The sequence below is a fragment of the Oceanobacillus sp. CF4.6 genome (genome assembly GCF_051262635.1).
GTDB lineage: Bacteria > Bacillota > Bacilli > Bacillales > Amphibacillaceae > Oceanobacillus.
Map to the genome: position 1 here is coordinate 172,909 of NZ_JBIMEX010000005.1, position 26,910 is coordinate 199,818.

At 36.5% G+C, this 26,910-nt stretch carries 33 protein-coding genes; 12 read left to right on the plus strand and 21 right to left on the minus strand.

Features of this window, described 5'->3' with window-relative positions; all coding sequences use genetic code 11:
• Window positions 1-13: 13 nt before the first annotated feature.
• The 3 genes from ACHABU_RS10255 to ACHABU_RS10265 are packed head-to-tail and all read right to left on the minus strand — an operon-like array spanning window position 14 to window position 3,186.
• Window positions 14-904 carry an acetaldehyde dehydrogenase (acetylating) gene (locus ACHABU_RS10255; RefSeq protein WP_435764740.1) on the minus strand — a complete coding sequence of 297 codons (891 nt, stop codon included), beginning with the start codon at window positions 902-904 and terminating at the stop codon, window positions 14-16.
• A gap of 16 nt (window positions 905-920) precedes the next feature.
• Window positions 921-1,715, minus strand: a complete 795-nt coding sequence (locus tag ACHABU_RS10260; RefSeq protein WP_435764741.1) for a 2-keto-4-pentenoate hydratase — start codon at window positions 1,713-1,715, stop codon at window positions 921-923.
• Window positions 1,716-1,725: 10 nt separating this feature from the next.
• On the minus strand, window positions 1,726-3,186 hold the full coding sequence (locus ACHABU_RS10265) for an aldehyde dehydrogenase (protein ID WP_435764742.1): 1,461 nt from the start codon (window positions 3,184-3,186) through the stop codon (window positions 1,726-1,728).
• A 300-nt stretch (window positions 3,187-3,486) separates the two neighbouring features.
• Here ACHABU_RS10265 and ACHABU_RS10270 point away from each other — a divergent pair, with 300 nt between their 5' ends.
• Window positions 3,487-4,302 carry an IclR family transcriptional regulator gene (locus ACHABU_RS10270; protein ID WP_435764743.1) on the plus strand — a complete coding sequence of 272 codons (816 nt, stop codon included), beginning with the start codon at window positions 3,487-3,489 and terminating at the stop codon, window positions 4,300-4,302.
• Window positions 4,303-4,371: 69 nt separating this feature from the next.
• Here the strand turns inward: ACHABU_RS10270 and ACHABU_RS10275 are convergent, their stop codons facing one another.
• The 3 genes from ACHABU_RS10275 to ACHABU_RS10285 all read right to left on the minus strand — a co-directional run bounded on the left by ACHABU_RS10275 (window position 4,372) and on the right by ACHABU_RS10285 (window position 6,616).
• Complete coding sequence (locus tag ACHABU_RS10275; protein WP_435764744.1) at window positions 4,372-5,211, minus strand: endonuclease I family protein; 840 nt, start codon at window positions 5,209-5,211, stop codon at window positions 4,372-4,374.
• Window positions 5,212-5,459: 248 nt separating this feature from the next.
• Window positions 5,460-5,990 (minus strand): nitroreductase family protein, encoded by a 531-nt coding sequence (locus ACHABU_RS10280; protein WP_435764745.1) that lies wholly within the window; start codon window positions 5,988-5,990, stop codon window positions 5,460-5,462.
• Between the two features lie 47 nt (window positions 5,991-6,037).
• Window positions 6,038-6,616, minus strand: a complete 579-nt coding sequence (locus tag ACHABU_RS10285) for a histidine phosphatase family protein (RefSeq protein WP_435764746.1) — start codon at window positions 6,614-6,616, stop codon at window positions 6,038-6,040.
• A 240-nt stretch (window positions 6,617-6,856) separates the two neighbouring features.
• On the opposite strand from ACHABU_RS10285, the gene ACHABU_RS10290 reads away from it, so the two are divergent.
• On the plus strand, window positions 6,857-7,321 hold the full coding sequence (locus ACHABU_RS10290) for a hypothetical protein (RefSeq protein ID WP_435764747.1): 465 nt from the start codon (window positions 6,857-6,859) through the stop codon (window positions 7,319-7,321).
• A 154-nt stretch (window positions 7,322-7,475) separates the two neighbouring features.
• Here ACHABU_RS10290 and gdhA read toward each other — a convergent pair whose 3' ends face one another.
• Entirely contained in the window at window positions 7,476-8,858 is a 1,383-nt protein-coding gene (gdhA, locus tag ACHABU_RS10295; protein WP_435764748.1) for an NADP-specific glutamate dehydrogenase, read from the minus strand.
• Window positions 8,859-8,997: 139 nt separating this feature from the next.
• Here gdhA and ACHABU_RS10300 point away from each other — a divergent pair, with 139 nt between their 5' ends.
• Window positions 8,998-9,909 carry a LysR family transcriptional regulator gene (locus ACHABU_RS10300; protein WP_435764749.1) on the plus strand — a complete coding sequence of 304 codons (912 nt, stop codon included), beginning with the start codon at window positions 8,998-9,000 and terminating at the stop codon, window positions 9,907-9,909.
• A gap of 50 nt (window positions 9,910-9,959) precedes the next feature.
• On the opposite strand, the gene ACHABU_RS10305 is transcribed toward ACHABU_RS10300, so the two are convergent.
• Complete coding sequence (locus ACHABU_RS10305) at window positions 9,960-10,433, minus strand: SRPBCC family protein (RefSeq protein ID WP_435764750.1); 474 nt, start codon at window positions 10,431-10,433, stop codon at window positions 9,960-9,962.
• A 376-nt stretch (window positions 10,434-10,809) separates the two neighbouring features.
• Between ACHABU_RS10305 and panB the strand changes: the two genes are divergently transcribed.
• Window positions 10,810-11,604 (plus strand): 3-methyl-2-oxobutanoate hydroxymethyltransferase, encoded by a 795-nt coding sequence (gene panB / locus ACHABU_RS10310; RefSeq protein WP_435764751.1) that lies wholly within the window; start codon window positions 10,810-10,812, stop codon window positions 11,602-11,604.
• Window positions 11,605-11,725: 121 nt separating this feature from the next.
• Here the strand turns inward: panB and ACHABU_RS10315 are convergent, their stop codons facing one another.
• From ACHABU_RS10315 to ACHABU_RS10325, 3 genes are all read right to left on the minus strand, one after another.
• Complete coding sequence (locus ACHABU_RS10315; protein WP_435764752.1) at window positions 11,726-12,442, minus strand: HAD family hydrolase; 717 nt, start codon at window positions 12,440-12,442, stop codon at window positions 11,726-11,728.
• 83 nt (window positions 12,443-12,525) lie between these two features.
• Window positions 12,526-13,272 (minus strand): pirin family protein, encoded by a 747-nt coding sequence (locus ACHABU_RS10320; protein WP_435764753.1) that lies wholly within the window; start codon window positions 13,270-13,272, stop codon window positions 12,526-12,528.
• Window positions 13,273-13,465: 193 nt separating this feature from the next.
• Window positions 13,466-13,567, minus strand: a complete 102-nt coding sequence (locus ACHABU_RS10325; protein ID WP_435764822.1) for a TetR-like C-terminal domain-containing protein — start codon at window positions 13,565-13,567, stop codon at window positions 13,466-13,468.
• 160 nt (window positions 13,568-13,727) lie between these two features.
• On the opposite strand from ACHABU_RS10325, the gene ACHABU_RS10330 reads away from it, so the two are divergent.
• Window positions 13,728-15,128 carry a purine-cytosine permease family protein gene (locus ACHABU_RS10330; RefSeq protein ID WP_435764754.1) on the plus strand — a complete coding sequence of 467 codons (1,401 nt, stop codon included), beginning with the start codon at window positions 13,728-13,730 and terminating at the stop codon, window positions 15,126-15,128.
• A gap of 131 nt (window positions 15,129-15,259) precedes the next feature.
• On the opposite strand, the gene ACHABU_RS10335 is transcribed toward ACHABU_RS10330, so the two are convergent.
• Window positions 15,260-16,174, minus strand: a complete 915-nt coding sequence (locus ACHABU_RS10335) for a LysR family transcriptional regulator (protein WP_435764755.1) — start codon at window positions 16,172-16,174, stop codon at window positions 15,260-15,262.
• A 190-nt stretch (window positions 16,175-16,364) separates the two neighbouring features.
• Here ACHABU_RS10335 and ACHABU_RS10340 point away from each other — a divergent pair, with 190 nt between their 5' ends.
• The 3 genes from ACHABU_RS10340 to ACHABU_RS10350 all read left to right on the plus strand — a co-directional run bounded on the left by ACHABU_RS10340 (window position 16,365) and on the right by ACHABU_RS10350 (window position 18,882).
• Window positions 16,365-16,955 (plus strand): Maf family protein, encoded by a 591-nt coding sequence (locus ACHABU_RS10340; protein ID WP_435764756.1) that lies wholly within the window; start codon window positions 16,365-16,367, stop codon window positions 16,953-16,955.
• A 33-nt stretch (window positions 16,956-16,988) separates the two neighbouring features.
• The gene (locus ACHABU_RS10345; RefSeq protein WP_435764757.1) at window positions 16,989-17,960 is read left to right on the plus strand and encodes an AEC family transporter; all 972 of its coding nucleotides are present in this window, start codon (window positions 16,989-16,991) and stop codon (window positions 17,958-17,960) included.
• A 643-nt stretch (window positions 17,961-18,603) separates the two neighbouring features.
• Window positions 18,604-18,882, plus strand: coding sequence for a hypothetical protein (locus ACHABU_RS10350; RefSeq protein ID WP_435764758.1), 279 nt, complete (start codon window positions 18,604-18,606; stop codon window positions 18,880-18,882).
• 191 nt (window positions 18,883-19,073) lie between these two features.
• Here the strand turns inward: ACHABU_RS10350 and ACHABU_RS10355 are convergent, their stop codons facing one another.
• Entirely contained in the window at window positions 19,074-19,922 is an 849-nt protein-coding gene (locus tag ACHABU_RS10355) for a pyridoxamine kinase (RefSeq protein WP_435764759.1), read from the minus strand.
• 204 nt (window positions 19,923-20,126) lie between these two features.
• Here ACHABU_RS10355 and ACHABU_RS10360 point away from each other — a divergent pair, with 204 nt between their 5' ends.
• A complete protein-coding gene (locus tag ACHABU_RS10360) occupies window positions 20,127-20,669 on the plus strand; it encodes an ECF transporter S component (protein ID WP_435764760.1) in 543 nt (180 codons plus the stop codon).
• Between the two features lie 129 nt (window positions 20,670-20,798).
• On the opposite strand, the gene ACHABU_RS10365 is transcribed toward ACHABU_RS10360, so the two are convergent.
• From ACHABU_RS10365 to ACHABU_RS10390, 6 genes are all read right to left on the minus strand, one after another.
• Entirely contained in the window at window positions 20,799-21,101 is a 303-nt protein-coding gene (locus tag ACHABU_RS10365; protein ID WP_435764761.1) for a small nuclear ribonucleoprotein, read from the minus strand.
• A 313-nt stretch (window positions 21,102-21,414) separates the two neighbouring features.
• Window positions 21,415-21,588: an aspartyl-phosphate phosphatase Spo0E family protein gene (locus ACHABU_RS10370; RefSeq protein WP_435764762.1), complete on the minus strand. Its 174-nt coding sequence runs from the start codon at window positions 21,586-21,588 to the stop codon at window positions 21,415-21,417.
• A 920-nt stretch (window positions 21,589-22,508) separates the two neighbouring features.
• Window positions 22,509-23,063 carry a GNAT family N-acetyltransferase gene (locus tag ACHABU_RS10375; protein WP_435764763.1) on the minus strand — a complete coding sequence of 185 codons (555 nt, stop codon included), beginning with the start codon at window positions 23,061-23,063 and terminating at the stop codon, window positions 22,509-22,511.
• 59 nt (window positions 23,064-23,122) lie between these two features.
• Window positions 23,123-23,386: a hypothetical protein gene (locus ACHABU_RS10380; protein ID WP_435764764.1), complete on the minus strand. Its 264-nt coding sequence runs from the start codon at window positions 23,384-23,386 to the stop codon at window positions 23,123-23,125.
• A gap of 188 nt (window positions 23,387-23,574) precedes the next feature.
• Window positions 23,575-23,715, minus strand: a complete 141-nt coding sequence (locus ACHABU_RS10385; protein WP_435764765.1) for a hypothetical protein — start codon at window positions 23,713-23,715, stop codon at window positions 23,575-23,577.
• Between the two features lie 237 nt (window positions 23,716-23,952).
• Window positions 23,953-24,147, minus strand: coding sequence for a signal peptidase II (locus ACHABU_RS10390; RefSeq protein ID WP_435764766.1), 195 nt, complete (start codon window positions 24,145-24,147; stop codon window positions 23,953-23,955).
• A 125-nt stretch (window positions 24,148-24,272) separates the two neighbouring features.
• Between ACHABU_RS10390 and ACHABU_RS10395 the strand changes: the two genes are divergently transcribed.
• Window positions 24,273-24,776, plus strand: a complete 504-nt coding sequence (locus ACHABU_RS10395) for a peroxiredoxin family protein (RefSeq protein WP_435764767.1) — start codon at window positions 24,273-24,275, stop codon at window positions 24,774-24,776.
• A 79-nt stretch (window positions 24,777-24,855) separates the two neighbouring features.
• Here the strand turns inward: ACHABU_RS10395 and ACHABU_RS10400 are convergent, their stop codons facing one another.
• Window positions 24,856-25,290, minus strand: a complete 435-nt coding sequence (locus tag ACHABU_RS10400; RefSeq protein WP_435764768.1) for a glutamate synthase-related protein — start codon at window positions 25,288-25,290, stop codon at window positions 24,856-24,858.
• 347 nt (window positions 25,291-25,637) lie between these two features.
• The gene (locus ACHABU_RS10405; protein ID WP_435764769.1) at window positions 25,638-25,811 is read right to left on the minus strand and encodes an aspartyl-phosphate phosphatase Spo0E family protein; all 174 of its coding nucleotides are present in this window, start codon (window positions 25,809-25,811) and stop codon (window positions 25,638-25,640) included.
• Window positions 25,812-26,099: 288 nt separating this feature from the next.
• Here ACHABU_RS10405 and ACHABU_RS10410 point away from each other — a divergent pair, with 288 nt between their 5' ends.
• Window positions 26,100-26,309 carry a hypothetical protein gene (locus ACHABU_RS10410; RefSeq protein ID WP_435764770.1) on the plus strand — a complete coding sequence of 70 codons (210 nt, stop codon included), beginning with the start codon at window positions 26,100-26,102 and terminating at the stop codon, window positions 26,307-26,309.
• Window positions 26,310-26,387: 78 nt separating this feature from the next.
• On the plus strand, window positions 26,388-26,834 hold the full coding sequence (locus ACHABU_RS10415) for a nucleoside deaminase (protein ID WP_435764771.1): 447 nt from the start codon (window positions 26,388-26,390) through the stop codon (window positions 26,832-26,834).
• Window positions 26,835-26,910: the final 76 nt, after the last annotated feature.

A 26,910-nucleotide genomic window follows, 5' to 3' on the forward strand; every position in this document is an offset into this window, starting at 1 on the left:
TCTTCCTCCTTTCTTAAGCTCTATTAGCTGATAAATTCGCACGGTTTTTCGCAAATTCTTCTGCAACTTTAACTGCTGCAGCTGTCATAATATCAAGATTTCCAGCATATTTGGGTAAGTAATGTCCTGCCCCTTCGATTTCAAGGAATACAGTCACTTTATTGCCTTCAAAGATCGGTTCTGTACGCACCTTATATCCAGGTACATAGGATTGAACTTTTCCCACCATTTCTAAGATAGAATTCGTAATTTTCGCTTGATCCATCGTACCTTCTTCAACAACTGCATGGACAGTATCACGCATCAAAATTGGCGGTTCAGCAGGATTTAGGATGATGATTGCCTTTCCTTTTTTAGCACCACCAACTTCTTCAATTGCCTTTGCAGTCGTTTCGGTAAATTCATCAATATTTGCTCTTGTTCCTGGTCCAGCACTTTTACTTGAAATGGTCGCAACAATTTCTCCATATTCTACATTCGCAACTTGATTAATGGCATGGATAATTGGAATTGTTGCCTGTCCACCACATGTAATTAGGTTGACATTATCTGCATCTAAATGTTCGCCCAGGTTTACTGTAGGTGCCACAAATGGTCCGATAGCAGCTGGTGTTAGATCAAGCATTTGTTTGCCCAGTTTTTTGGCTACTTCTGCATTATGAATATGTGCTCCAGCACTTGTCGCATCAAAAAGAATATCTACTAATTCAGGTTGCTCGAATAAACCGTCCACTCCATTGTCAAATGTTTGAAGTCCTAATTTTTTGGCATGTTGCATCCCCCTCGACTCTGCATCAATCCCCATAACGGCCGTTAATTCCAGTACATCCGAGTTCGTTAATTTCACCATTAGGTCTGAACCAATGTTTCCCGTCCCGATAATTCCAACTTTTACTTTATCCACGGTTATCCCCCTTTAACTATTCTGTAAATGAAACATGTACTTCCCCTAATTCAGCAAATTTAGCATAGAAATGGTCTCCAGGTTCTGCTTCTATAGCAGCTGATAATGCGCCAGATAGAATAACTTCCCCTTTTTTCAATGTAATCCCATAGGTTGCTAACTTATTAGCCAGCCATGCAACACATTTTGCTGGGTCACCTAAAGCTGCTGCACCAACACCTGTGTTTAGCAATTCACCATTTTTGTAGAGAGCCATCCCAATTTGTTTTAGGTCCACGTCTCCAACTTTTTTTGGTCTGCCCCCAAGTACATACAATCCGGATGAAGCATTATCTGCAACCGTGTCCGCTAATGTAATCTTCCAATCTTTAATACGACTGTCTACGATTTCCAGTGCCGGAACGATTGCATCTGTTGCTTTTAGTACATCTAATGACGTTACATTTGGTCCAACTAAGTCTTCTTTTAAAATAAAAGCAAGTTCTCCTTCTACTTTTGGTTGTAAAACAAGATCAGATGATATCGTTCCACCATTTTCAAATTCCATTTGATCTAATAAGTGGCCATAATCCGGTTCACCTACACCTAACATTTCTTGCATCGCCTTGGATGTTAGCCCAATCTTTTTACCTGTGATTCGTTGTCCGTTTTTTACATATTGATCAATGGTGTGCAACTGTACTTGATAGGCCTCATCGACAGAGAGGTCAGGATCCAGCACGGTAACTGGCTGAACCCCTTCTTTTATACTCCAAGCATGGCTTAAGTGTTTTGCATGACTTTCCGTTTTTGTTGTATTTTCCGTTTTCATTGGTATCCTCCTACATTTTAAGAGTGATATTTGTTAATTCAGAGTAGAAATCAAAACTATGTGCTCCACCTTCACGACCAATACCACTACGTTTCATCCCACCGAATGGTGTACGCAAATCACGTAAGAACCATGTGTTTACCCAAACGATACCGGCTTCGATTTGTCCACTAAAACGGGTAGCACGTTTAACATTACCGGTCCAGACACTTGCACTTAAACCATAATGTGTATCATTAACTTGTTCCAGTACCTCTTCTTCTGTATCAAAAGGAATTACGGTTACAACCGGCCCAAAAATTTCTTCACGTACACATCTTGATTCTTTACCTAAACCTGTGATAATGGTTGGTTCCACGAAATATCCTTTATCAAATCCTTCCGCAGCCTTACCACCTGTCAAGAATGTTCCGTTTTCTTCTTTTGCAATATCCAAGTAGCTAAGCACTTTATTATAGTGCTCCTCACTTACTAGCGCTCCAACGTTTGTATTTGGATCAAAAGGATCACCAACAACTAGCTCTTTCGTCTTCGCCGCAAATCGTTCTAGAAATTCGTCATAGACTGGACGCTCTACATAAATTCTTGAACCGCATAGACAAACTTCACCTTGATTAATAAAACTAGAACGAATTGTCGTTTCAATCACATCTTCCATATCCGCATCTGCGAAGATAACATTTGGATTTTTACCACCAAGTTCAAAGGATAATTTTTTCAATGTTGGTGCAGCAGCCTTCATAATTGTAGATCCTGTTACCGTTTCACCCGTAAAAGCAATAGCATCCACATCATCATGTGAAGAAAGTGCTGCTCCAGTTTCCCCAAATCCATGAACAACATTTACTACACCGTCCGGCACACCAGCATCCTTACAAATTTGAGCCAGTACGGTTGCTGTAGTTGGTGTTACTTCAGATGGTTTCATTACAGCTGTATTTCCTGCCGCAAGAGCTGGAGCCAACTTCCAAGTCATAAGAAATAATGGTAAGTTCCATGGATTAATGAGTCCTACAACTCCAACTGGCTTACGAACAGCATAATGGATGGCTATATCATCTTGTTGATATGCCTCCGTTCCTACTGTTGTCATATAGTCCGCAAAGAAGTAGAAATTATTTGCTGCCCGGTCAATATCAACATTGGTGGAAAGCCATACTGGTTTACCAGTATCCAAGGATTCGAGTCTTGCTAATTCGTCTTTTCTTTCCAAAATCAAATCACCAATTTTACGAATAATGTTGGATCGTTTTTTTAAAGGCATTTTCCCCCATTCACCTTTAAGTGCCTTTCTTGCAGCACGGACTGCTTGATCAACTTCTTCTTTTCCGCCTTCTGCAACGTTTCCTAATAACTCTTCTGTTGCTGGATTACTATTTTCAAATGTTTTTCCGTTATTTGACTGTACATAGCTGCCATCAATGAAATGAGAACAATTCATTCTTTCTGTTTTGTTTGTAGTAGTTTGCATGTAATTCCTCCTAATATTTTTTTTGGAAACGTATACATGACTTCCAATTTTTAACTTGAATGATCAACAATGCTGAAAACATTTCTTATGTTCTCAACATATTTTTATTATAGATCTGATATAAAGATCTAAAAAGGGCTCCGTTCCTCTATACGCAACAAAACAGAAAGTAATTAATAATTTTTTCTGAAATCCATTTAGAAATCGTTTACAATCTTGTATAATTAACCTATTAACGAAATAAAGTTTAGATTAATTTGTTCTTTTATATAAAACATCATTTGAAAGAGGATGAAATACATGACAAAGAAAAAAAGCGAACCCCACGTTCTTTCATCGGTTAAAAATGCGTTACTTATTCTAAAAAGCTTCTCTACATTTGAACCGACAAAAAGGGTTAGCGATCTAGCTGAATCATTAGGTTTAGCGAAGAGCACTGTAAGTCGATTACTATCAACACTTGCCAGTGAAGGGTTTGTTATAAAAGATCAAAAAACTAGTGCATATCGGTTAGGAATATCTGTTCTCACACTTGCGGGGATTGTTACGAATAATTTAGAAATTCATAAAGAAGCTGCACCAGTCTTACATAAACTAGTAAGTGATACTGGTGAAACCGCACATTTAGCTGTCATGGATGGGCTTGATACAATTTACATTCATAAAGAAGAGTGCAGTCATCCCGTTCGCATCTTAACACATCTCGGTAGGAGGAATCCTTCTTATTGCACAAGTTCAGGTAAAGTACTCCTTGCCTATAGTGATGAGCAGGTTGTGGCAGATGTTATTAATAAAGGGTTAATTTCACATACAAAGAATAGTATTACCGACCCTAATTTATTTCGAAAGGAACTAGAAACGATTCGTGAACAGAGATATGCTGTCAGTACAGAGGAATTAACAGAAGGAACGAAATCGGTTGCTGCACCAATTCGAGATTATACAGGAAAAGTCGTTAGTGCTATTACTGTTGTTGGACCTATCCAGCGCATGCTGGATTATAAAATACCTGATATAGCAAAAAAGGTAACCGAAGCCGGGAAAGATGCTTCAGCACGATTAGGATATGATGAACGATATTTCCTAAATTCAAAGCGCCAGCTCCCCAAAAGGTGAGTGCTGACGCTTTACTTTTTAGCAACGAGACAGAGAACGATCCCCTTGCTGTAATTCCGTTTGAAACCATCATTCCCAAATCTCCACTGCCCACTCTGGATGATCAATGAATGGGTTACGGTTATGTTGGTAATCGTTGTATATAATTTCATTTCTTCTTCTTTCAAAATCGTCAACCGGGTCCGCTTCATGCCATTCCAGCAATACAGAGAGCCTGCCATGATATGGTGCAGAACCGTTGTTGACCTGATTGTTTAATTCCAAATCCAGTTCTCCACGATCTCCTTCATATCGCACGTCCATATAGAAAAGCATTCGCGCAACATCACCTTTTACATGATCCCTTGGTTCCCAAGAATCTGAGTCATAATAGTTTCCATCTGCTTCTATATGTTCCCTGCCACCCTCATCAAAGTCAAAATTACTTCTTGCACTGTTTATGGAAACATCTGTTGGCCGCAAATGGTGGAGGTCTGTACCAGCGCCCTTTGCGTTTCCAAAATCTCCATGCGATTTTGCCCAAACATGTTCCCGGTTCCAGTTATCCGTATTTCCGCCATTTTCATATTCTCCCTGGGACCTGCCCGTATAAAGAAGAATGACATTAGAAGCATTGCTTGGATCTTCATCTGTTTCACGAAGTGCTTCCCAAACATTTGAATAGGATATTTCAGTATGATCATCAATAATATTATGTAGTGCTGCTTTTAACTCTTCGCCACTTTTGCCGGATGCCGCCTCGTAATAACCATCTGTTGGTGGTGTTTCCGGATCAGCTTCAAGTAGGGACAATGGGATCTCTCCCGTTGAAACATTTATAAATGTCGTATAAAGTGGTTTTGAAAATAGTAGAACAAGAATAATAAATAAGATCAATAACAATAGTATTCTTTTCATGTTTTTCGGCATGGGATTCTCCTCCTTTTGCTTCGTTCTACTGAATGGCAAGGATTGTATATGTTGTTTAAATTAATATACCATTAAAATGCAGTATCAAAAACCACCGATAAGTCGTGTGTCTAAAGTATGGCTGTTTAGGTGTGTGAATTAATTGCTGTCAGATTTATATGCTTTCTTATCTACTAAAAAGTGCCTGATTCCAACCGTTTAATACATTAACGGCGGGAATCAGACACCCTATAATTTCATTTCAGTTTTTAATATATTTTAAATGCTTCGTAATGAACCACTTCTTCTCTTGGTACATGTTTCTTTGGTTTTGGAGTTTCGTTCGGATAACCTAGGCCTAACGCAGCAACCACACGGCATTCTTCAGGTATTCCTAAAAGATTTCTAGCATGATTTTCTCGTTCCACTGATTCCTCTTCATCTTCTGCATTGTATATTGCGCCAAATGCTGATCCCAGACCAACCTCTACAGCCTCTAACCAGATATATGCACAGGCAAAGGATGCATCCTGAAGCCAATATTTACTTACCTGTGGTTTTCCAGTGACCACGATTGCTGCCTGAGCTTCCATCAGCCATTTCATGTATGGTGTCGTTTCAGCCAATTGATCCAATGTGTTTCGATCTTTTACTACAATCAAGTTTTTGGAAGGCAGGTTATTACCCGTAGGTGCAAAAACACCTGCATCCACCACCTTACTTAAAATATCATCAGATATCGGATCATCTTTGTACTTCGTAATTTCGCGTCGTGCTTGAATCGCTTGAAAAACATCCATTACTTTCACCTCTCGAGTTGAGTCTTTGCATTGATAAATAGCACTTTTTAGCTTTCAACTATATGTTTCGTACAATTATATAAGTTGCAATCCCATTGTTTATCGGCTCTTACCAAAGAAGTAACCGACGTATTTTTCAATGATTCTTCAAAGTTAAAATGAGGAACGATATTCTTTAATAGTCGTCTTAAAAAAGCTCCATGGCTGACGATTAAAATTTTTTGATTCTCATGCTTTTCCATGATGTCTTCCATAAATGAAGTACCTCTGGCAATTAAGCTTTCCGATGTTTCCATATCAAGATCCAGGCTCCGCCATTCGCTACCCCATTTACGGATTCGTTCTTCCTCCGTCGTTCCTTCGATCAATCCTCCACCTAGTTCACGAAGCCTGGAATCCACCTGCACTGGTATTCCAGTTTTAATCGCTATTGCTTCTGCAGTCTGTCGCGCTCTTGATAAGTCACTGGAATAGATAACATTCCATTTTTCTGAATTTAATCGCTCAGCAACCTGCTTCGCCTGCATTAAACCTTCTTCATCAAGCGGAATATCAGAACTTCCCTGGGCTCTTAGCTCTTTATTCCATGCAGTAGTGCCGTGACGAATTAACCCAATTTCAGTCATAGACGGACCCTCTCTCATATATTATTTATTTAGATATAAGTATATCAACTTTTCTGATATTGTATATTAATTTTATACATTATCCTCTAACTATTAGAAAATAACATTAGACCAATGAATCATTGAGACTGAGTTATAAGGAGCAATTAAATTATTTAACAGTGAGCTATTTAGCAAATAAAGTGCTAAAATAAAAAGGGAAGTAGTGAATTGAACTTTTTAAATACGAGGTGGCAAATAATGAAATTAAAAGAACTTCTTATTTTTATTTTAGGTATTTTTATTGCAATTTTTGGGTTTATAATGATTTCGGGTATACTTATCGGTATTGCAAGCAATGATTATTCATTCGGGGAAACAATATTCGGTGATATTATAGGAGGGATTATACTTGGTGTTTTACCGTTACTATTTGGGATATTTTTATGTGTCAAGATGAAGAAGAAAACCAAAAAAACAGAAGAAAACAAACTCGAAAATGAGATTTTAAAATTAGCGATTCATTTTAATAGTAAACTAACAACATCCGAATTAGCAGCTCATACAACATTATCACTAACAGATGCTAAGCAAAAATTGGAAGAATACGTCCATTTGGGTGTTGCTGAAAGAAATATTTCTGATAGCGGCATATTTGTATATGTTTTTACAAATATCATTTCAGAAAATGAAAAAGACGAAGCTAAAAATTTAAATAATATCTAATGAGACGTGGGGACGGGTTAATTTCCTAAAAAGGTAAAACCAGTCTCCATGTTGCCTTCCAACCTATTCCATCAATTATCCACTTCCATGAAACACAAATAGTGTGGAGCTCAACTACCATACAGTTGAACTCCACACGAATTAAAATTTCCGTTTAAATAATCCCTTGCTCAATCATGGCATCCGCTACTCTAACGAATCCAGCTATATTGGCACCCACCACGAAATTGCCTGGTGCATCATATGCTTTTGATTGCTCTAAACTATTACGGTAAATATTTTTCATGATATCATGTAATCTTCCATCCACTTCTTCTTCGGTCCATGCAAGCCTAGCACTATTTTGCGCCATTTCTAGTGCTGAGACGGCAACCCCGCCTGCATTAGCTGCTTTAGCCGGAGCGAATAAAACTTCATTATCCAAGAAAATATCGATGGCTTCTTGTGTAGAAGGCATATTTGCCCCTTCCCCAACAGCCTTTACACCGTTTGAAACTAACATCTCTGCAGCCTCTTTATCCAGCTCATTTTGGGTTGCGCATGGTAAAGCAATATCGCAAGGGACAGACCAGATGCCGGAACAACCGATTTCAAAAGAAGCATCCGGATGTTCTTTCACATATTCGTGAATCCGTTGGTCATCTACTTCTTTTAATTGTTTCACCGTATCCAAGTTAATGCCATTAGGATCATAAATATAACCGCTTGAATCACTACATGCTACTACTTTTGCTCCTAACTGCATAGCTTTTTCCATCGCATATATAGAAACATTTCCGGAACCGGATACGACCACAGTACTTTGATCAAAGCTAAATCCTTTATCCTTTATCATCTCATCTACAAAGTAAACTGTACCATACCCTGTCGCTTCTTTTCGGCCTAAACTCCCACCGTAACCAATGCCTTTTCCTGTTAACACGCCGGCTTCGTATGCACCTTTTAATTTCTTATATTGCCCAAACATATAACCAATTTCTTTTGCTCCAACCCCAATATCACCAGCTGGAACATCAATATCTGGTCCGATATGCTTGCTAAGTTCTGTCATAAAACTCTGACAAAAGCGCATTATTTCCATATCGGATTTTCCTTTTGGATCGAAATCAGAACCACCTTTACCCCCGCCAATTGGTTGCCCTGTTAAAGAGTTTTTAAGGATTTGTTCAAACCCTAAAAATTTAATAATACTCGCGTTTACGGAAGGATGAAAGCGGAGGCCACCCTTATAGGGGCCAAGTGCACTATTGAACTGAACACGAAATCCACGATTTACGTTTACTTTTCCATTGTCATCTACCCACGGTACTCGAAACGTAATTAAACGCTCCGGTTCGATCATTCTTTCTAAAACTCCTTGTTGAATATATGTTGGATTTTTCACAAGTACAGGAATTAAAGAATCAAGTACTTCTTTCACAGCTTGTTGAAATTCCAATTCATTCGGATTACGATCTTCCACTGTTTTAAATAATTGATTCACATATTCTTTGGCGTGTTGCGTTTGTGTCATTTGTACTTCTTCTAGTACTTTCATACAATTCAGCCCCTAATTTATTTCAATTAATTTTTATTTTTGTCATATATTTATTTTATAGTATAATAAATGATAGTTTCAATATGAATAAACGATGAAATCAATGCGTTTAATGCATGATACGATGGAGTGATGAAATATGGAAACGAGACAAATTCAATATTTTATGGAAGTTGCCAAAAGAGAGCACGTGACAGAGGCTGCTGATGCCATGCATGTTGCGCAATCTTCTGTCAGCAGACAAATTTTCAATTTAGAAGATGAATTAGGTGTTGCGCTTTTCATACGTGAAGGGAGAAGGGTGAAATTAACTCCTATTGGCAGAATATTTTTTGAACGCATGAAACAAGTGACAAACCTGATGGAACAAGCAAAGCGCGAAGTAAAAGAATATTTGAACCCCGAAAAAGGAACGGTTCGAATCGCTTTTCCAATTAGTATGGCCGCCCATACCTTGCCTTCGATTATTTATGCCTTTCGTACAAGATATCCAGAAGCGAAATTCGAGATGAGTAATGCTCTCTACGATGATTTAATTGATGGTGTGATAAAAGGTGAATTCAATCTAGCTATGATTGCTCCGATGCCCCATAAAGATAAAGAGAAAAAAATTATGGGAACAACATTATTTTCGGAAAATATCGTTGCACTCCTTCCCTTCCACCATCCATTAGCAAATAAGACTTCCATCATGTTACAAGACTTGAACCACGACTCGTTTGTTGTGTTACCGGAAGGATTTATATTTCGTGAACAGGTCGTCGACGCTTGCAAACAAGCAGGATTCACACCACAAATTGCTTTTGAAGGGAAAGATATTGATGCTTTAAAAGGATTAGTCTCTGCTGGGTTAGGAGTGGCATTGATGCCGGAGATGACATTAGTGGATAATACACCGCGTTCCACTGTAGTCGTTCCATTAACAGACGCCAGACTGATGCGAACTGTTGGTGTCATCTACCCCACACAACGCAAACTGCTCCCAACGGAAGAATTGTTTTACGATTTCCTACTCGAGACCTATAAAAGGTTGAATGAGTTCAGGAAGTAGGGACGGAGGGACAGGTTTTTGTCCCGATTCCCATAAGGCTTCCACAAAAATTAAACACCAATAGTTTCCGTGTAAATTTTACGCAGCTTTGCACCATTATCAGGCCAGGTTGCTGCCTTACCGTTAACTAACATGCCCAGTGCATCAAGACAACGATGCCACCCTGCAGCAGTCATAACTGCCATCGATTGATCAGCAAAAGTATGCTTGAAAACCAAGCGACATCCCTTGCCTTCCGGTTGTAATTCCATAGAAAGCAAATCATCCACTTCCTGAAATGCAAAGACGTATGGATGTTCAAACTTCGTAATAATTCCTTTATATATTGACCCTTCCCCATCGTCAAATGCAATTCTTCCGCCCTCTTTATGTTCCATCTCACCCGTCGCAAACGGATACCATTGCGTAAAGTAATCTGGTTTAATCATTGTATTGTATACCTGCTCCGGTTGCTGAGTGAATAATCGTTCAAACTTCAACGTATATTTCCCGTTCGTTTCATGCAAAGTTCCGTTTTCAGTCAATACTATATCCTCCTTGTACGGTATGTTCTTTCAAGATTAATCAACAAGAAATAACACACTATTTGACTCAATAATAACAATAATTCCATAGATTTACACCTGTTTCATAGAAGGATATGTGTCAGGAACATCGTCCCAGGTTAAGTATACCCCAATAGCCATGATTTCATCAATTGGATTTCTCCTTCTACAAATTAAATAAAACGATATGGTGGATAGATTTAATAACTATTTTTATATCATTTATAAAAGATACAATTTTCCATCTTCTTATTGTATAATCAACATATACAGTCATTTGATTTGTAATTTTTAATAACAGTTCATATAGAATAACGGTAGTGTTTTCGCTGCTAATATTCTGAAAGGAGATAACATGTTAAGTAGTCTGGATTTAAAAAAGATGAAACAGAATGGTCAGAAGATAACAATGGTTACTGCATATGACTATCCATCATCAAAGCATGCAGAAGAGGCAGCTATCGATATGATTCTTGTGGGTGATTCGTTAGGAATGGTTGTACTTGGATACCAATCAACGGTAGAAGTTAAACCAGAAGATATGATTCATCATGGAAAAGCAGTAAAGCGTGGAGCACCAAATACATTTATCGTCGTAGATATGCCATTCATGTCCTATCACGTATCACTTGAGGAATCATTAAGAAACGCAAGGGCAATTTTCCAGGAAACGAATGCCCATAGCATAAAGGTGGAAGGTGCAACAGAGGAAACTTTACATTTTATGAAAAGACTAACAGAAGCAGGTATACCTGTTATATCTCATTTAGGATTAACTCCACAATCTGTAAACGTACTTGGTGGTTTTAAGGTCCAAGGTAAAGATAAAAATACAGCAGAAAAACTGCTTGAAGACGCAAAAAAGGTGGCGAATCAAGGGGCGATTGCACTCGTCTTGGAATGTATTCCAAAGGAGCTCGCTCAAATGATAACAGAATCAATAGACATCCCAACTATCGGGATTGGTGCTGGTATCCATTGTGATGGTCAAGTACTGGTCTATCATGACATCGTTAACTATGGTGTTGATCGTCTTCCTAAATTTGTTAAAACCTATGGGGACTTTAATACACAAGGGACAGAAGCCATTAAAACATACATTTCAGAAGTGAAACAAGGTATATTTCCTACAGACGACCACTCATTTTAAAGTAACAGGTTCTTCGTCACAGGCGGAAATTATTTCAACTACCGAATTTATTGATTTTTCTACTCTTGAAAATTCAAAAAGCAAGAGGTATCGTCTAAATCGTCCATACCTCTTGCTTCATCTATTTAATCGGTGAATCATCATTTCTAAATAAATCTAAAAGCTCGCTCGCACTATATACGATCTTTTCCGGTTTAAAAAGATTATCAACGCAATTTCTTTTGCGATGATTCATCCAAATTGCATGCCACCCTGCTTGTTTTGCACCCACGATATCATTATCAAATGAATCACCAATATAAACTGTTTTTGATTTGTCCAATTTTAGTTTATTTTCGATTATGTGAAAAACTTCTCGTGTTGGTTTAGCATGTCCGATGGCTCCAGAAATAAATATGTGTTCTTCAGGAATCCATCGATCCAATTTAAGTTGTTTTATTTTCATCGATTGATGACCCTTGGATCCATTTGTTAAGATGGCGAGTTGTTTATTTTCTTGATATAGCAATTCCAACAGTTCTTCTACTTCGTCGAATAAGGCAATTTGTTGTTGCTCAGCTACATACGCTTCCTGGAAATCCATTGCCTTTTCATCGCTAATCGTTATTCCAAACTCTTCTAATGCAGCTTTAATACGAAGAATGTGCATGTCCTTTATGGATATCTCTCCTGCAACACTTTTATCAAATAACGCATCACTATACTTTCGGCTCGTTATGTAAAGTTTATCTAATTGCTCATCTGTAAATGTTTCCTGAATCATTTTCGTGCAAGTCCGTTTAAATGATAATGCTTGATCGTACAATGTGTCATCCACATCAAAGATGATCGTATCCATTCTACCAACCTCCTTACCCTATATCATACCTTGAAAATGAGAAGCCGTACAGGGGACGCGGATCCTTGTCCCGGGATAGTGTCCTACTCCCGTCTAAGTCCCAACCCACTAATCGTTCCTTCCATCGACATCGGTGCATGCATATCAACGAAAAATAATACTATCGTGGTATCTTCATTGGCAGTTAGAAATGGTAGTGGATTTTCCAAATCAGTAATGGCTTCCTGATTAGTAATCTCCATGTCATTCATTGTGATTTTTCCATTTAGTACATATAAAAAAGGCTTAAGTCCTTTATAATGAGGTATTTCTAATTTGTCTCCTGCTTTCGGATGGGCATCAAATATATAGGTGTTTTGTCGGATATATAAAGGAGCTTGACTATCTTCCGGACCTACCATCAAATACCAATTTCGATTAACTGTTGGTTTGTCGTGAAATTGAATAGCAGGTTTAAGATCTGTCTTACCCGGTCGAATAAAAATTTGCAGCATTTCCACAGAATCTTTTTTTACTTTCTCCTCATGCCAAAAGCTAAATCCTGCATTCATCATCATTAGTTTACCTGCTTTAATCGGTGCTTCAAAACCTGCTGAGTCTTTATGGTAAGAAGTTCCTTTCCATACATAGCTCAAAATTTCATCATTGACATGCTCATGCATTTTTACTGTTAAGCCCTTTTTCATCACCGCATGGTCAATATTGCTTAAAGGGCCAAATGCTGAATCACCCGTTTCTTCTTTCAAAATATCACTTGGCTGAATGCGTGTAATGGAAAAAGGCCCTCTAAATGGTTGTGCATGATTTCCGGCTGAAAGTTTTTGTAACATGTGATGTCCCCTTCTTTCTAATTATTAATTATAGCAAGTTTGGTCCGTCTTTACTGTGATGGAGATCGGTTGGAAGTTTGGCATTGCCGGCTTTGTAGTTCCGTTCCAAGCTCTTTTAATTGTTTCATGCACCAATTAAAGGTATTAGTTGAAAACTCAGGTAATAAGAAGACTGCTTCTTTCTCCTGAACACCTATCCTTTCAGTCCGTTATTAGCAATATGGTTAATAATCAGGGCTATTTCTTTTGGCGTTTGGTCCATGTTGTTGGCAAGCCAGTGTTTGATGATATGGATACTTCCGCGAACTTGATTTCATCCTTGCTTTAAGGCACTTTTGCTTCATTTCATGAATAATGCTATACTTAAAAATGGTTGTAAAAATTGTGAACACAGTCACAAATCTAAAAATACAATCTTGTGAATGATTCACAAGAAGAATAGGGAGATGATATGTATGAGATCTGTTACGTCTACAGATCACAAAGTCGAGGATAATAAAAGTGATGATTACTCATTAGATCGAGTACCTCGTAGTAAAAGGAACATGGGGTGGTTAAGTATTACGAATATCACCTTTGGTATTGCAACAGCCATATTTTACTTTCAGATGGGAAGTGTAATGGCACTTCAATTTGGTGCGATTAATGCAATTATATCTGCCGTATATGCCATCATTGTTGCTGGTATTTTGGGAACGTTCATTGCTTATTTATCTGCTAAATCGGGAATGAATGTTAATTTATTATCCAGAGGTGGTGGGTTTGGCTATATTGGTGCATCTTTAACCTCATTTATTTACGCCACTAATTTTATTATGTACTGTGCGCTTGAAGGCATGATTTTGGTAACTGCCGTTCACGCATTTATACCCACTATCCCTGAATGGGTACTAATTATTTTCTTCGGTTCCATTGTCATTCCATTAAATTGGTTTGGAATCAAACAATTGGATAAACTGCAAAAGTGGTCATTACCACTATTCTTCATTTTCTTAATCGCAGCAATTGTTATGGCTACACGCACGCCTTCCTTATATGAGGGTAGCTTCTGGACTTATATGCCTGAGGGCGTTCAAGTCGGGGGAACAGCATTACTACTTTGTATTGGAATGCAGCACGGAATCATGGGGTTAACTCCGCTACTCGCTTCCGACTATGCACGTTTCCTTAAGCCTAAGGATATGAAGATCGGAATATTTGCCATTGGATTTATCCCACAAATTTTCTGTTTTGGTGTTATGGGTGGTCTTGGCATCTGGTTCGGTGTTCGTCTAGGAGAACCAAATCCTGGGGTATACATTGTACTATTGCTTGGTGTTTGGGGCGTATTGTTCACCTTGTTAACTCAAGTACGAATCAATGTTACGAATATTTATAGTGGTTCACTGTCCCTAGCCAGTTTCTTTGAAAATATTTTCAAATTTACACCTGGCCGACGATTCTGGGTTGTTGTTACGGGTGTATCCGCAATTATCTTGATGCTTGGGGGAATTGTAAATCACCTTCAAGCGGTGATGACCTTTCAAGGTGTCTTCCTCTTGACCTGGGCAGCAATTCTAGTTACCGATGCTGTTGTTGTCAAGCGAATATTGAAAATTGGTCCAGGCTATTATGAAGCAAGACAACTAAACCTGCATAAATGGAATCCAGTTGGTGTAGGATCTTTGATTATTTCAAGTGGCTTAGGAACCATTGCTGCATTGGGATTCTTAGGTGCCTTTCTACAGAGCACTGCCGCATTCTTTGCAGCGGTACTTGCATCTGTACTAACCGTGGTTATAGCAATTGCTACAAAAGGCAAATATTATATTAAGAGAGAAAACAAAGAAATAGACAGACGGGATCATATTGCATAATCCTTTTAACCCTCTATTGCAGCTGCAATAGAGGGTTTTTATTGGCGTTAATCTTTAACTATTTCTTGCATCCTATTTAATGAAAGAGAATATCGTCCTTCGTTATTACAGTGAATTACTATAGCTTTAAACTATAGCCTCGAACGTTCTTCTGCAATTGTTTCTTTTAAATAGTCAATATAGATATTGGCCAGTGTACTGTTCGTTACATTTTTGTGGGTAATATATCCAACAGTTATCCGCTCATCCACCTTCAAAGGAACCGCAATAATGTCATGGTTTAATTCTTGACTTATGACTCCTGTCGAAATTGTATAGCCATTTAAGCCAATGAGTAAATTAAATAACGTGGCCCGGTCACTAACCCGAATATTTTTTGGCCTGGAAAGCGTGCTCAAAATCTCCTCTGAAAAATAAAAGGAATTATAATCCCCTTGTTCATAAGAGAGATATGGATAGGGAAGTAAATCATTCAATGTCACATAATCCCGGTTCACAAGTGGGTTTCTTGAACTGATGAACACATGTGGTTTTGCTTCAAATAACTCAAAAAATTTTAAATCTCCTTCTCTAAGAAACTTATGGATAACCTTACTATTAAACTCATTTACATACAAAATACCAATTTCACTTCGCAGGTTTTTCACATCATCAATAATTTCGTATGTTCTCGTCTCCCGTAACGTAAACTCATATTCCTCCCGATCATACTCTTTTAACAGTCGTACAAAGGCACTAACCGCAAATGCATAGTGCTGGGCTGATACAGAGAAATGTTGCTGAGGCGATTGTGTATTGGAATAGCGATTTTCAAGAAGTTCTGACTGTTCAACCACCTGCCTTGCGTAACCTAAAAACTCCGTACCCTCAGAAGTAATCATAATTCCCTTATTGGTCCGCGAAAAAATTGTAATCCTCATTTCCTTCTCCAGCTCTTTTAGTGCGTTGGAAAGACTTGGCTGACTAATAAACAAATTCTGTGCCGCTTTGCTAATTGAACGACTTCTTGCCACTTCAATCACATATTTCAACTGTTGTAATGTCATCTTAAACCCTTCCTTCACATCGTTTACTATTCCGAATTATACACTTCTTCTATACTGTATTCTATTAACTTTTCTCATTATAGATATCTGTTACTATAACGCACGAAACGATCTACATTGAGAGAGGTAATAAATATTGCTATACTGCACTTATATGACATACAAGTGCACACTTAAGGAGAAATAACAGATGACAAAAAAACTAATCCTTGCATCATCTTCACCAAGAAGGCAGGAACTCTTAAACCAAGTCCGGATTCCCTTTACTATTCGTAAACCAAACATAGATGAATCACAAATCATTACCCATGATCCAGTAGAAAAAGTTAGACAGTTAGCTATTCTAAAAGGTCGAAACGTCACTATTGAACATGACGATGAAGTGATTTTGTCTGCTGATACGGTGGTTTCTTACAATCAAAATATATTTGAAAAGCCGAAAAATAAGGAAGACGCTTACCAAATGATTTCAGCTTTAAGCGGTAATGTTCACGAGGTATTTACCGGTGTACTGATTCGTTCATTAGATCAGGAAACGGTATTTGTTGAACGAACAGAAGTAGAATTTTGGCCATTATCAGAGGAAGAAACTGTTCCGTATATAGCTACGAAGGAACCGTATGATAAAGCGGGAGCTTATGGGATTCAGAGTGTTGGGGCTATATTTGTAAAGCAGATTAGTGGAGATTATTATAATGTGGTTGGGTTGCCGATTTCTCGAGCGGTGAGGGAACTTAGGGGATTTTCCGTGTATCCTGAAAATGATAAAAATCCTCTTTAGTCTATTGATTTAATACATAAAGGGAGTGTATGGATGTTCGTATTGTTCCAGGTGGTTATTCCGATTTTTGCTATCATTTTATGTGGGTTTTTAGCTGGAAGGCTTTCATTATTACCATTGAATGGAGTGCAATCCTTAAACTATTTTGTCTATTATTTTGCCCTTCCAGCATTACTATTCTCTTCTCTATCTACAGCACCAGTGGATCAAATTACAAATTGGAACTTTATTCTCACTAATCTATGCATTATTATAAGTTGCTTTGTTTTGACGATCATCCTATTTAAATTCATATTTAAAAAGAAGTTTCCTGAGTTAAGCATGTATGGGATGATTACGACATATGGAAATACTGGATTTCTTGGTATTCCACTATTAATCGCAGCATTCGGGCAGGAAGCTGCAGTACCAGCCGCAATCGTAACATTTATTTACGATTTAACCATCGTGACACTGGTTATTGTGTCATTTGAAATAGCAAAGGTAATGAATAAAAAACACGACGAACAAGAAAAAATCTTGCCGTTGTTCGGATTGATTGTAAAATCAGTTGTGTTAAACCCGATTAATGCTTCGTTATTATTAGGAATTATCGTAGCTATTTCACAGATCCCGATTCCTCCATCTGTTTATGTATTTACGGAAGTTCTTGGCCCAGCCGCTGGTCCTACTGCTTTATTTGCTTTAGGATTAGGGTTATCGAGTGAACGAAATGTCTTCAAAAATAAACACTATTACCTTTCTGAATTTATTGTGCTATTGAGCTTGAAGTTAATTATTCTGCCATTACTAGCTATTTTATTCGTATATTATATTTTCCCAGTGGAAGACAATTTATGGGCAGTTTCTGTTGTCATTTTATCAGCTTTACCAACGGGAGCGATTGTTTACGTTTTTGCTGAAAAATATAATACTTTAGTTAAACAAGTTCCTTTATACACACTTGCAACCACAGTAATCTCAATCATTACCATCTCTATTTTTCTTGTTGTAATGATAGAGTAATTAAGGTTTTACCAAGAAAAAGTGCCTGTTCCCTACTGCTGTCCCCAAATCGCTTTGGGAACTTAATCTTTCATGTCTTCTCTAAAATAGAACGAATATTCGATTTTTATTTAATGTTAATCTATCAAATATCGTGATAATATATAAGTAGCAACTACATAGCAATAGTGGGCGAATGACGGCATACGAAGCATTAAATCTAGTAGCGCAATTTAGTTTCACACTAATAGCAGCTCTTACTTTAATTGCATCCATTGTCGTTTATCTATACAAAAAGAAGTAACCGCCTGCCCGACCAAGGTTAGCGATTACTTCTTCAGTAAGACAACATAATTTTGAACAACCGCTCTTTATGCGGTTTTGTAGTTCCTAGTATTGAGTAGTTACCCGCTACTCAGTATCTTATTCTTATTATAGTATAAATTTATTTAATTATACTGTCAATTCAAATACACTACTTAGTATTATTTTTTATCTGTCATTCCCCCCATATCAGCAACACGATATGAAGAATCCCAGAAGACTTTATTGGATTATTTTTTATAAGTATGTTAGAGATAAAGAACATATCGTACCCATATTCGATAAATAATAAAAATAAGTAACTGGCAGTATGCTGGAAAAAAAGCTTGGAGGAATCACTATGGAAGAAGGCATTTCATTAAGCGCTATGAAAGCGTTGGTAGAAAAGAAAATAAATAAAAAAACAATCGTAAAGGTAATGTGGAATGACACCGAGAAAATGACCTTGTTACTTACACCAAATATGAAAATCAATTCCTTTATACATGACGAAAAAGAAGGATATTTATTTTTTGATAATGAAGGGAAACTTATTGAGTATGAAATCCCATGTATTCTGTCAGAAAGGGATTTGATCAATGGAAAAGTGATACTACGTGGAATAAATGATGGAAAATAGATGGTAAACTATATCGGGTAATCACAGAATAACAAAAAAAATAAGGGTAGCCATGCTTACCCTACTAAATGTTCAATTGGTGCTAGATTGATGAAAGATTAAAATTAAAATATTTAAATAATTCAACTTCCCGAGGATGGAGTTAACTAGTCGAATAATAGAGGATTTTATTTTATTAAAATTAGACCTTTTTATAATAACATTCCCAAATATTTCTCAAAGTTAACTCCTTCTACTTCAGGAATTTGTTCCAAGGAGGAATCATTGATGGCCTCTGTCAGGAATGATACTGCAAGCTGTACAGATTTTTCCAAGTTCTCTCCGTGCATCATACTTCCCATAATCACAGACGCAAATAAATCACCAGTGCCAGAATAGCTTTTTCCATTATACGGCATCGCACGATAGAAGGAATTATTTCCGTCTAAATACATATTTCCGATAACCATTCTATCTGAATCTGTTGAAGGTGGATTCACTCCAGTAATGATAACTTCAGCTCCGGTTTCTTGCTGCAATATATTCCCAGCTTCTTCTATTGCTTCCATATAGTCCTTCTCATTTGAATAGCTATGTAGTTTTTCATAAGACAATCCAGATAACAAACAGCTCTCCGTAACATTTGGTGTAATCACATCTGCTTGCATCACAAATTCTCTCATTTGCACCAGCAATTCATCGGTAAAATGTTTATAGACTTCTCCTGTATCCCCCATTACCGGATCAACAAGTAAAGTCGTTTCTTTTGTATAAAATTCATCTAAAAATTGATAAATATTATTGATTTGCTCACTACCTGTAACAAAACCGGTATAGATTCCATCAAAGGTTACATGAAGCTTACTCCATTCCTCTATGAAATATTTCATTTTAGATGTAAAATCTTCACAATAAAAACTTGGATAGCCGGTTTGCGCAGAGAGTACAGCCGTTGGTAAAGGACAAGCCTGCACGCCCATTACGGAAAGAACTGGAATTGCAGCTGTTAGCGAACATTTTCCAAAAGATGATAAATCCTGTAATACAGCAACTTTTTTCATAATAACCTAACCTCCATAATGCCTATTCATTAAACTTCATCCATATTACCATTAGAAAACTTGGTTGTCACGAAGCTTTTCGGTGACCATCTTAGTTGCACTTTCACAAACTGACCCTAACGTTTTTTATTAAATTGGCGCTTTTGAATATACCAAGCTTTTGCTAAAGTTAGATAAAAATTCTAGTTAGGAAGGTTTATACATATGCAAAATACACAAAGTCATTTAAAGTCACGTCAAAAAACATTAGATCTAATTTTAACATCAATGTTAATAGCACTTGTTTTCGTTTCAACCGTCTTTTTAAATATTAGACTACCTATTAGTGTAAATGGTGGTGGTTTAGTTCATCTAGGAACAGCTATGCTTTTTATTGCATCTATTTTATTTGGTCCTAAAAAAGGGGCAATTGCTGGTGCAATCGGAATGGGATTATTTGATATACTTGGAGGTTGGGTGTTGTGGGCGCCTATCACGATTGTGGCGCGTGGTTTGCAAGGATACATCGTTGGAAGAATTGCTTGGTTAAATGGGCACAAAGGTAATAGCATTGCCCTAAACTTAACTGCTACAATCGTTTCCATTCCATTTATGATTGCTGTTTATTACATTGGAGAAAGCATTTTATTCGCTAATTGGATTACACCCTTAGCTTCGATACCTGGAGACCTGCTTCAAAATGTATTAGGAATTATGATTGCTGTTCCAATTTGCGTTGCTTTAAAAAAATTCTCTTATTTTAAATAGATTGTTATAAGCATTTTTGATCACCTTTTTTAAAAATGGGCAATAAAAACAGTACCGTTTAAACAACGGTACTGCTTGTTAAAAATCTTCGCTCGTAACTTAGCACCCTTTAAAACGAATTGATATTCTTTAATAGTACGGGTAAGGGTACGGATAAGGGTAATAAGGATATGGAGTTGGAACAATATAAGGTAAAAGCGCTAAAGCAGCTAAGGACGCTAGTGGAAAACGTCGACGTCTAAAACGTCGGAAACTTCTTCTAGGACGTCCATACCCAGCGCCATAAAATTGTCGCGTATCCGATTCATTTTCGCTATCTCGCTCCATCACCTCTTCACCGACTAAAACATCGATATGATCCCTATCTACATTCTCGATAATACCCTCCATCGTAGTTCCATCTGCCATTGATAAAGTCACATGATGATTCATGAGTCTTTTACACTCATCATGTAAATTCCTTAAGTCATTATGATATTCAACGTTATTTTCTGTATTCACTTTTTACCTCATCTCCTTTTAAATACAGGATATTCACCTAGGAGAGGGATGTTACTTATTTTTCTCAATCGTAAACAAATCATATGTGGTTATTATATCAATTTTTCCTACCATCTTATGAAAAAACGCATAAAAATAGCACCATTGAATGAACAGTACGTACTGATACAATATTATTTACTGTTAGCATTGTTGATTTGAATGACAAAATATCTCCTTATCTGTCTAAGCTTTTTTGCATATGTTAATAGAGCTCACCATTGTTGTATTGGTTTAGAAGGCCATCTAGTTGCTGACTGCATTCTATTGTTCTATGATTTACCAATCCGTACTTCATTCCAAGTTGAATCATTTCTTCCTTCTTTTTTAAAATTGCTTTTAGTAAATTGGATTGAACTGGTTCTTGTACTTGTATCATCTATTTTCTTCTCCTCTTGAATTTAATCTAAATGTTGTTAGGTCATTAGTTCTATGACCTAACATAAGCTAGCACTATTATCACAACCTATTATAAAGATTACAATATACTCGACAAAACATGTCATTATTTTCTAGAATCATGCGTCACAAATTTGTAACATTTTTTGAATGTCCCTTTCACTCTAACTTTCCAGATTAACAGAATTCCCTTTATCTTTATACATATGTGGCGATAAGGAACATATCGTGCTTAAATTTGGCAAATAATAAAAGTAAATAATGGCAGTATGCCGGAAATATGAAGTCTTGGAGGAATCACTATGGAAGAAGGCATTTCATTAAGCGCTATGAAAGCGTTGGTAGAAAAAGAAAATAAATAAAAAACAATCGTAAAGGTTTGTGGAATGACACCGAGAAGATGACCTTAATTACACCAAATATGAAAATCAATTCCTTTATATATGACGGTAAAGAAGGATATTAATTTTTTGATAATGAAGGAAAACTTATTGAGTATGAAATCCCAAGTATTCTGTTAGAAAGGGATTTGATAAATGGAAAAGTGACACTGCGTGGAATAAATGATGGAAAATAAATGCCTAACCATAATCCCCTATCACGAAGAAATAATAAAACTTAAACAGTATAAGCATACCTATGCACGATTACGTCAACCTTAGTTTTTGGATATCAACCTTCAATAAAACAATTTAATATTTCAAAACCGTTAAGCCACTTGAACAAGCGTCCTTATACTTTCCAGCACTGTAACCAACTATTTCTCAATTAAACTAAAAACAGTTGAAATATAAAGTAGGCCCCGAAATTTAGGGCCTATCAAACTTATTTATATGGAACATAGTTGAAATAAGCTACTTAGTCCGTCTCCACTTTAATCCGTACTAAAATGTCTTCGTATTATTCATTATTAAATTTGTAATTTTTTTTTAGTAATGAAAAAACGAACACATCTTCGAAAGCTCCCTCTAAGAGCTGGTGTTCACGAAGTATTCCTTCTTGTTGAAAATCATGCCTTTTCATTAATTTTACAACATTGGTATTTTTAACATTGGTATATACGCAAATTTTATTTAAATACATTTTAGTAAAACCATATTCAATCATGAACCTTAATGTTTCTGTTCCAAATCCTTTACCCCAATACTCACTTAAAAAATTTCCCCCAATGTCTGCATGGTGTGATAACCTATCCCAATTTTTGAATCCACATGTTCCAATAATATTTTTAGAATCTTTTAATTCGATTCCCCAGCTTATAGAACTATGGTTACAATTAGACTGTTTAAAATCTCTAATTAATTCTTCAGCTTCCATAATATCTTTAAAAGGCTCACTGTGATCTAATCTAAGAACTTCAGGATCTGAATAAAGACAATATATGTCGTATTTATCATCCATAGTAAGATCTCTAAAAATTAAGTTTTCTGTTAATGATAACTCTCTCCCCGTCATATAAAGTGCACTTCCCTTAGTTACCTTTTAAAGTCTTCTCTATTGTCTAGTCAATTGTTTTAGTAAAAAGGTCCATGATGAAATGGCCTTCTTCGAAAGTGGAAGGCTGCGATTGATGCTAATGCAATCGCTGTTAATCCTACAGCAGCGAAAAAATACATTCCATGCCCGTGACCTGGTGAAGGCCCTATTGGACGAAGATAAACAACGTCACGGTCTACTTTTTCAATTGTTCCAACATATACTTTTCCATGATGATCTCTTATTTCAACTTCTGAACCTATATTATCTTTACATAAATGGAAATATTTTTCACAAGACATACATCTATTACCTCCTTTAATATTATTTAAATGGATTTCCTTCTTCATTAATTAAGGTATGTTAAAAGAAATAATTGGTATAGTGGGAACCCCTATTTCCTTGAAAATTTGTTATTATAAAATTGAAATGAATTTTAAAACAGGATCATTGCCCAGGAAGCAACCAGTAAGTGCTGTAATTAGTCAACTCAAAAATGAACTACTTTTTCCCCTTCTATAACACGTAACTCCTTTTTTGAAGCTATTTCTTGTATTTTATTAGAAGCACTAGAACCAAATGATTTTAAAAGATTATATGAACTAATTAAGGTCACATCATTATGAGTCATGTTTTTTTCTCCAAGCAAGTATTGAAAGAGCAAGTTCGATACCTGCTGCTCCACCACCTATGACATTGGGCATAGGTAACTTTTTAATATCTTCTATATGCACAGGAAATAAATAGTTTGGCTTCATTGTTAATACACGATTTTGAATAGATTGGTTCAATCCTGTTTGGAGCCAACAAATGAAAGTGATTAGTCGTTGCTACAATACACTTTTATAATGCTACCTAACTACTTCATCTAATCCTTTAGCAATTTAGGATAATCTTCAAGTAAACTAAGACTCATTCCTTCATTATATAGAAGAAGCCAAGATAAATACGGGACTACTGTTTCCTGATTTCCGCCAATTAGTAACGTAATTTCAGCCCAAATTTTTGTTGCTAAATCGATTGTGAGAAAGAACAGAGTTAACCAAATAAACATTCTATCCACTTTATCTCCTTTGTTTTTCTTTTAACTCTTCTTTATAATATGATATTTTCATTGTAAGCTAGCTTACATTATTAAGGTGTTTTAAAGGGTATTATATAAGAGAACGAAAAAAAGGAGGAATTTCTATGTCTGGATTTGAACTTGGTAAACCTGTACCTGATTTCTCACTTCCTGCAGTAAATGGTGAGGAATATAACTTTGAAAATTATCGCAAGCAAACAGGCGGATGGCAGTTAATCATCTTTTTCCGAGGTTCTTGGTGTCCTGCTTGCATGGGCGAATTGGAAGAACTCGAAAAAAGTAAAGGGTACTTTGAAGGGAAAAACATTCATCTCACCACGATTTCCACAGATGCCTTAGGTGCTTTAAAGAACATGGTGGAAGATCACAAGTATACCTTCCAGGTGCTTGCGGATGAAAATCTCGAAGTATTAGAAAAGTATCAAGTCCATTATCATGGTGAGAATGCACCTTATGAGGATCATGGTTTACATGGAGAACCGGCCTACTTCCTAGTTGGTGAGCAAGGAAACCTTTTGTATCAACAAAGGCAAACAAGTCCATTTGGAAGACCAACTCCAACAGAGTTAAGAAAAATTATTCAATACATTAGTAAAAATATAAAATAAAATTAGCGCATTTATAGAGAGTAAGGATGTACCAAATCTACTTCTGGTACATCCTTACTCATTAGGAGAAGTTATTTACTTATCGGCGATGTGATGCTCCATACCGTATTGTCATAAACTCGGCGAGATCTTTGTCCATGCTCACTAAGTCGTTCCGGTTTAATTCTGTTGTTGATTTTTTCCCTATGACTTGGATGGCATGTTTCATTTCAGTCGTACATGATTTTAGAAAGTTAGCTAAATTCTTCGACCCTTCTTCTACATCGAATTCATCTTTCAATTTTCCAGAATAAAGTGCTAATTGTGGTGGTGGATACTTAGGCATTGCTTTAGCCATTTGTGTCTGTAATGTTGCCATTAAGGCAATCGATCCTATGTACACAGCGTCTGTACCAATTGCCATTGCTTTTAGAAAATGTCCTGGTGTAGTTAATCCACCGGAAACTATTATTTGAAACTTATTTCTCATGTTGTTCTCAACCAACCAATCAACTGCCCTTACTAGTGAATGCAAAGTAGCGCTCTACAGATAAACTTACCCTTCTAAATATTGGTATATCTATTATGGATATATGGGTGCATATTTTAAATGAATAATGAAGATGTATTTTCTAAATTGTGGAATATCAGATTCATTCTGACTATCTCGCTCCATCACACTTATGTTGGTTAATTTTCTCTCAATTGTAAACCAAGTCATATGTGGTTATTATATCAATTTTCTCTACCATCTTATGAAAAAACGCATTAAAATAGCACCATTGAATGAACAGTACTTACTAATACAATATTATTTATTGTTAGCATTGTTGATTTGAAGGATAAAATATCTCCTTATCTGTCTAAGCTTTTTTGCATATGTTAATAGAGCTCACCATTGTTGTATTGGTTTAGAAGGCCATCTAGTTGCTGACTGCATTCTATTGTTCTATGATTTACCAATCCGTACTTCATTCCAAGTTGAATCATTTCTTCCTTCTTTATTAAAATTGCTTTTAGTAAATTGGATTGAACCGGTTCTTGTACTTGTATCATCTATTTTCTTCTCCTCTTAAATTCAATTTAAATGTTTTAGGTCATTAGTTCTATAACCCAATATAAGCTAGTACTATTATCACAACCTATTATAAAGATTACAATATACTCGACAAAACCTGTCATAACTTTTCAAGATCATGTGTCACAATTTTGTAACATTTATTGGAATACATCCTTTCCTCTTTTTTTTCAAGGGTTGTATATCTCTCATTTTCTTCATTTGTTTTACATTGATTATGGAGGAATAAATGATGAAAAGTAAATGGTTAAAGACTTCAAAATTACTTGGATGATCTTATACTAGTAGTTTCCGAGGAAGAGATTAAAACGGCACAAACTCTAGTGCTCGAACGAATGAAACAGCTTAATGAACCATCCGCTGCAGTGACAGTAGCAGCTGCTATGAATGGTAAATTGGGTGTCAAAAATAAAAATGTTGTCTGTGTGCTCTCAGGCGGAAATGTAGATATTGGGGATGAAGTGAATTTATTATAGCCTTTGTACAATCTAACTATTGAAGATTCCAGTAAATATAAGTACAGTAAGGGAAACAGTACATTATGGAGGTTTAGAATGGACAAATTCATGGAACGAGCTATTGAACTAGCTATAGAAAATGTGCATGATGGTGGGCAGCCATTTGGTGCAGTACTTGTAAAAGATAACAACATTGTAGCTGAAGGGGTCAATGAACTTCATAAAACGTTTGATGTTAGTGGTCATGCGGAATTATTAACTATTCGTCGAGCCCAAGAGAAATTACAAACGAACAATCTATCAAATTATATAATGTATGCAAGTGGAGAGCCTTGCCCAATGTGTCTCACAGCTATGTATTTTGCGGGAATTGATAAGGTGTTCTATTGTGCCTCGGTTGAGGATGCGGTTGAAGTGGGATTAGGAAAGTCGAAAGCTATATATGACGATTTAAAAAGACCAAAAACAGAACGTACACTTTCGATGATACAAATGTCATTAAGTGAAGATCAAGTAAATCCTATGAAACTATGGAGTGAGTGATGATAGCCTTGAGAAAGTAATACGAAGCTCTTCACTACCAATAGAGGATATGATTGTCTCTTCTCCTGGCTAAAAA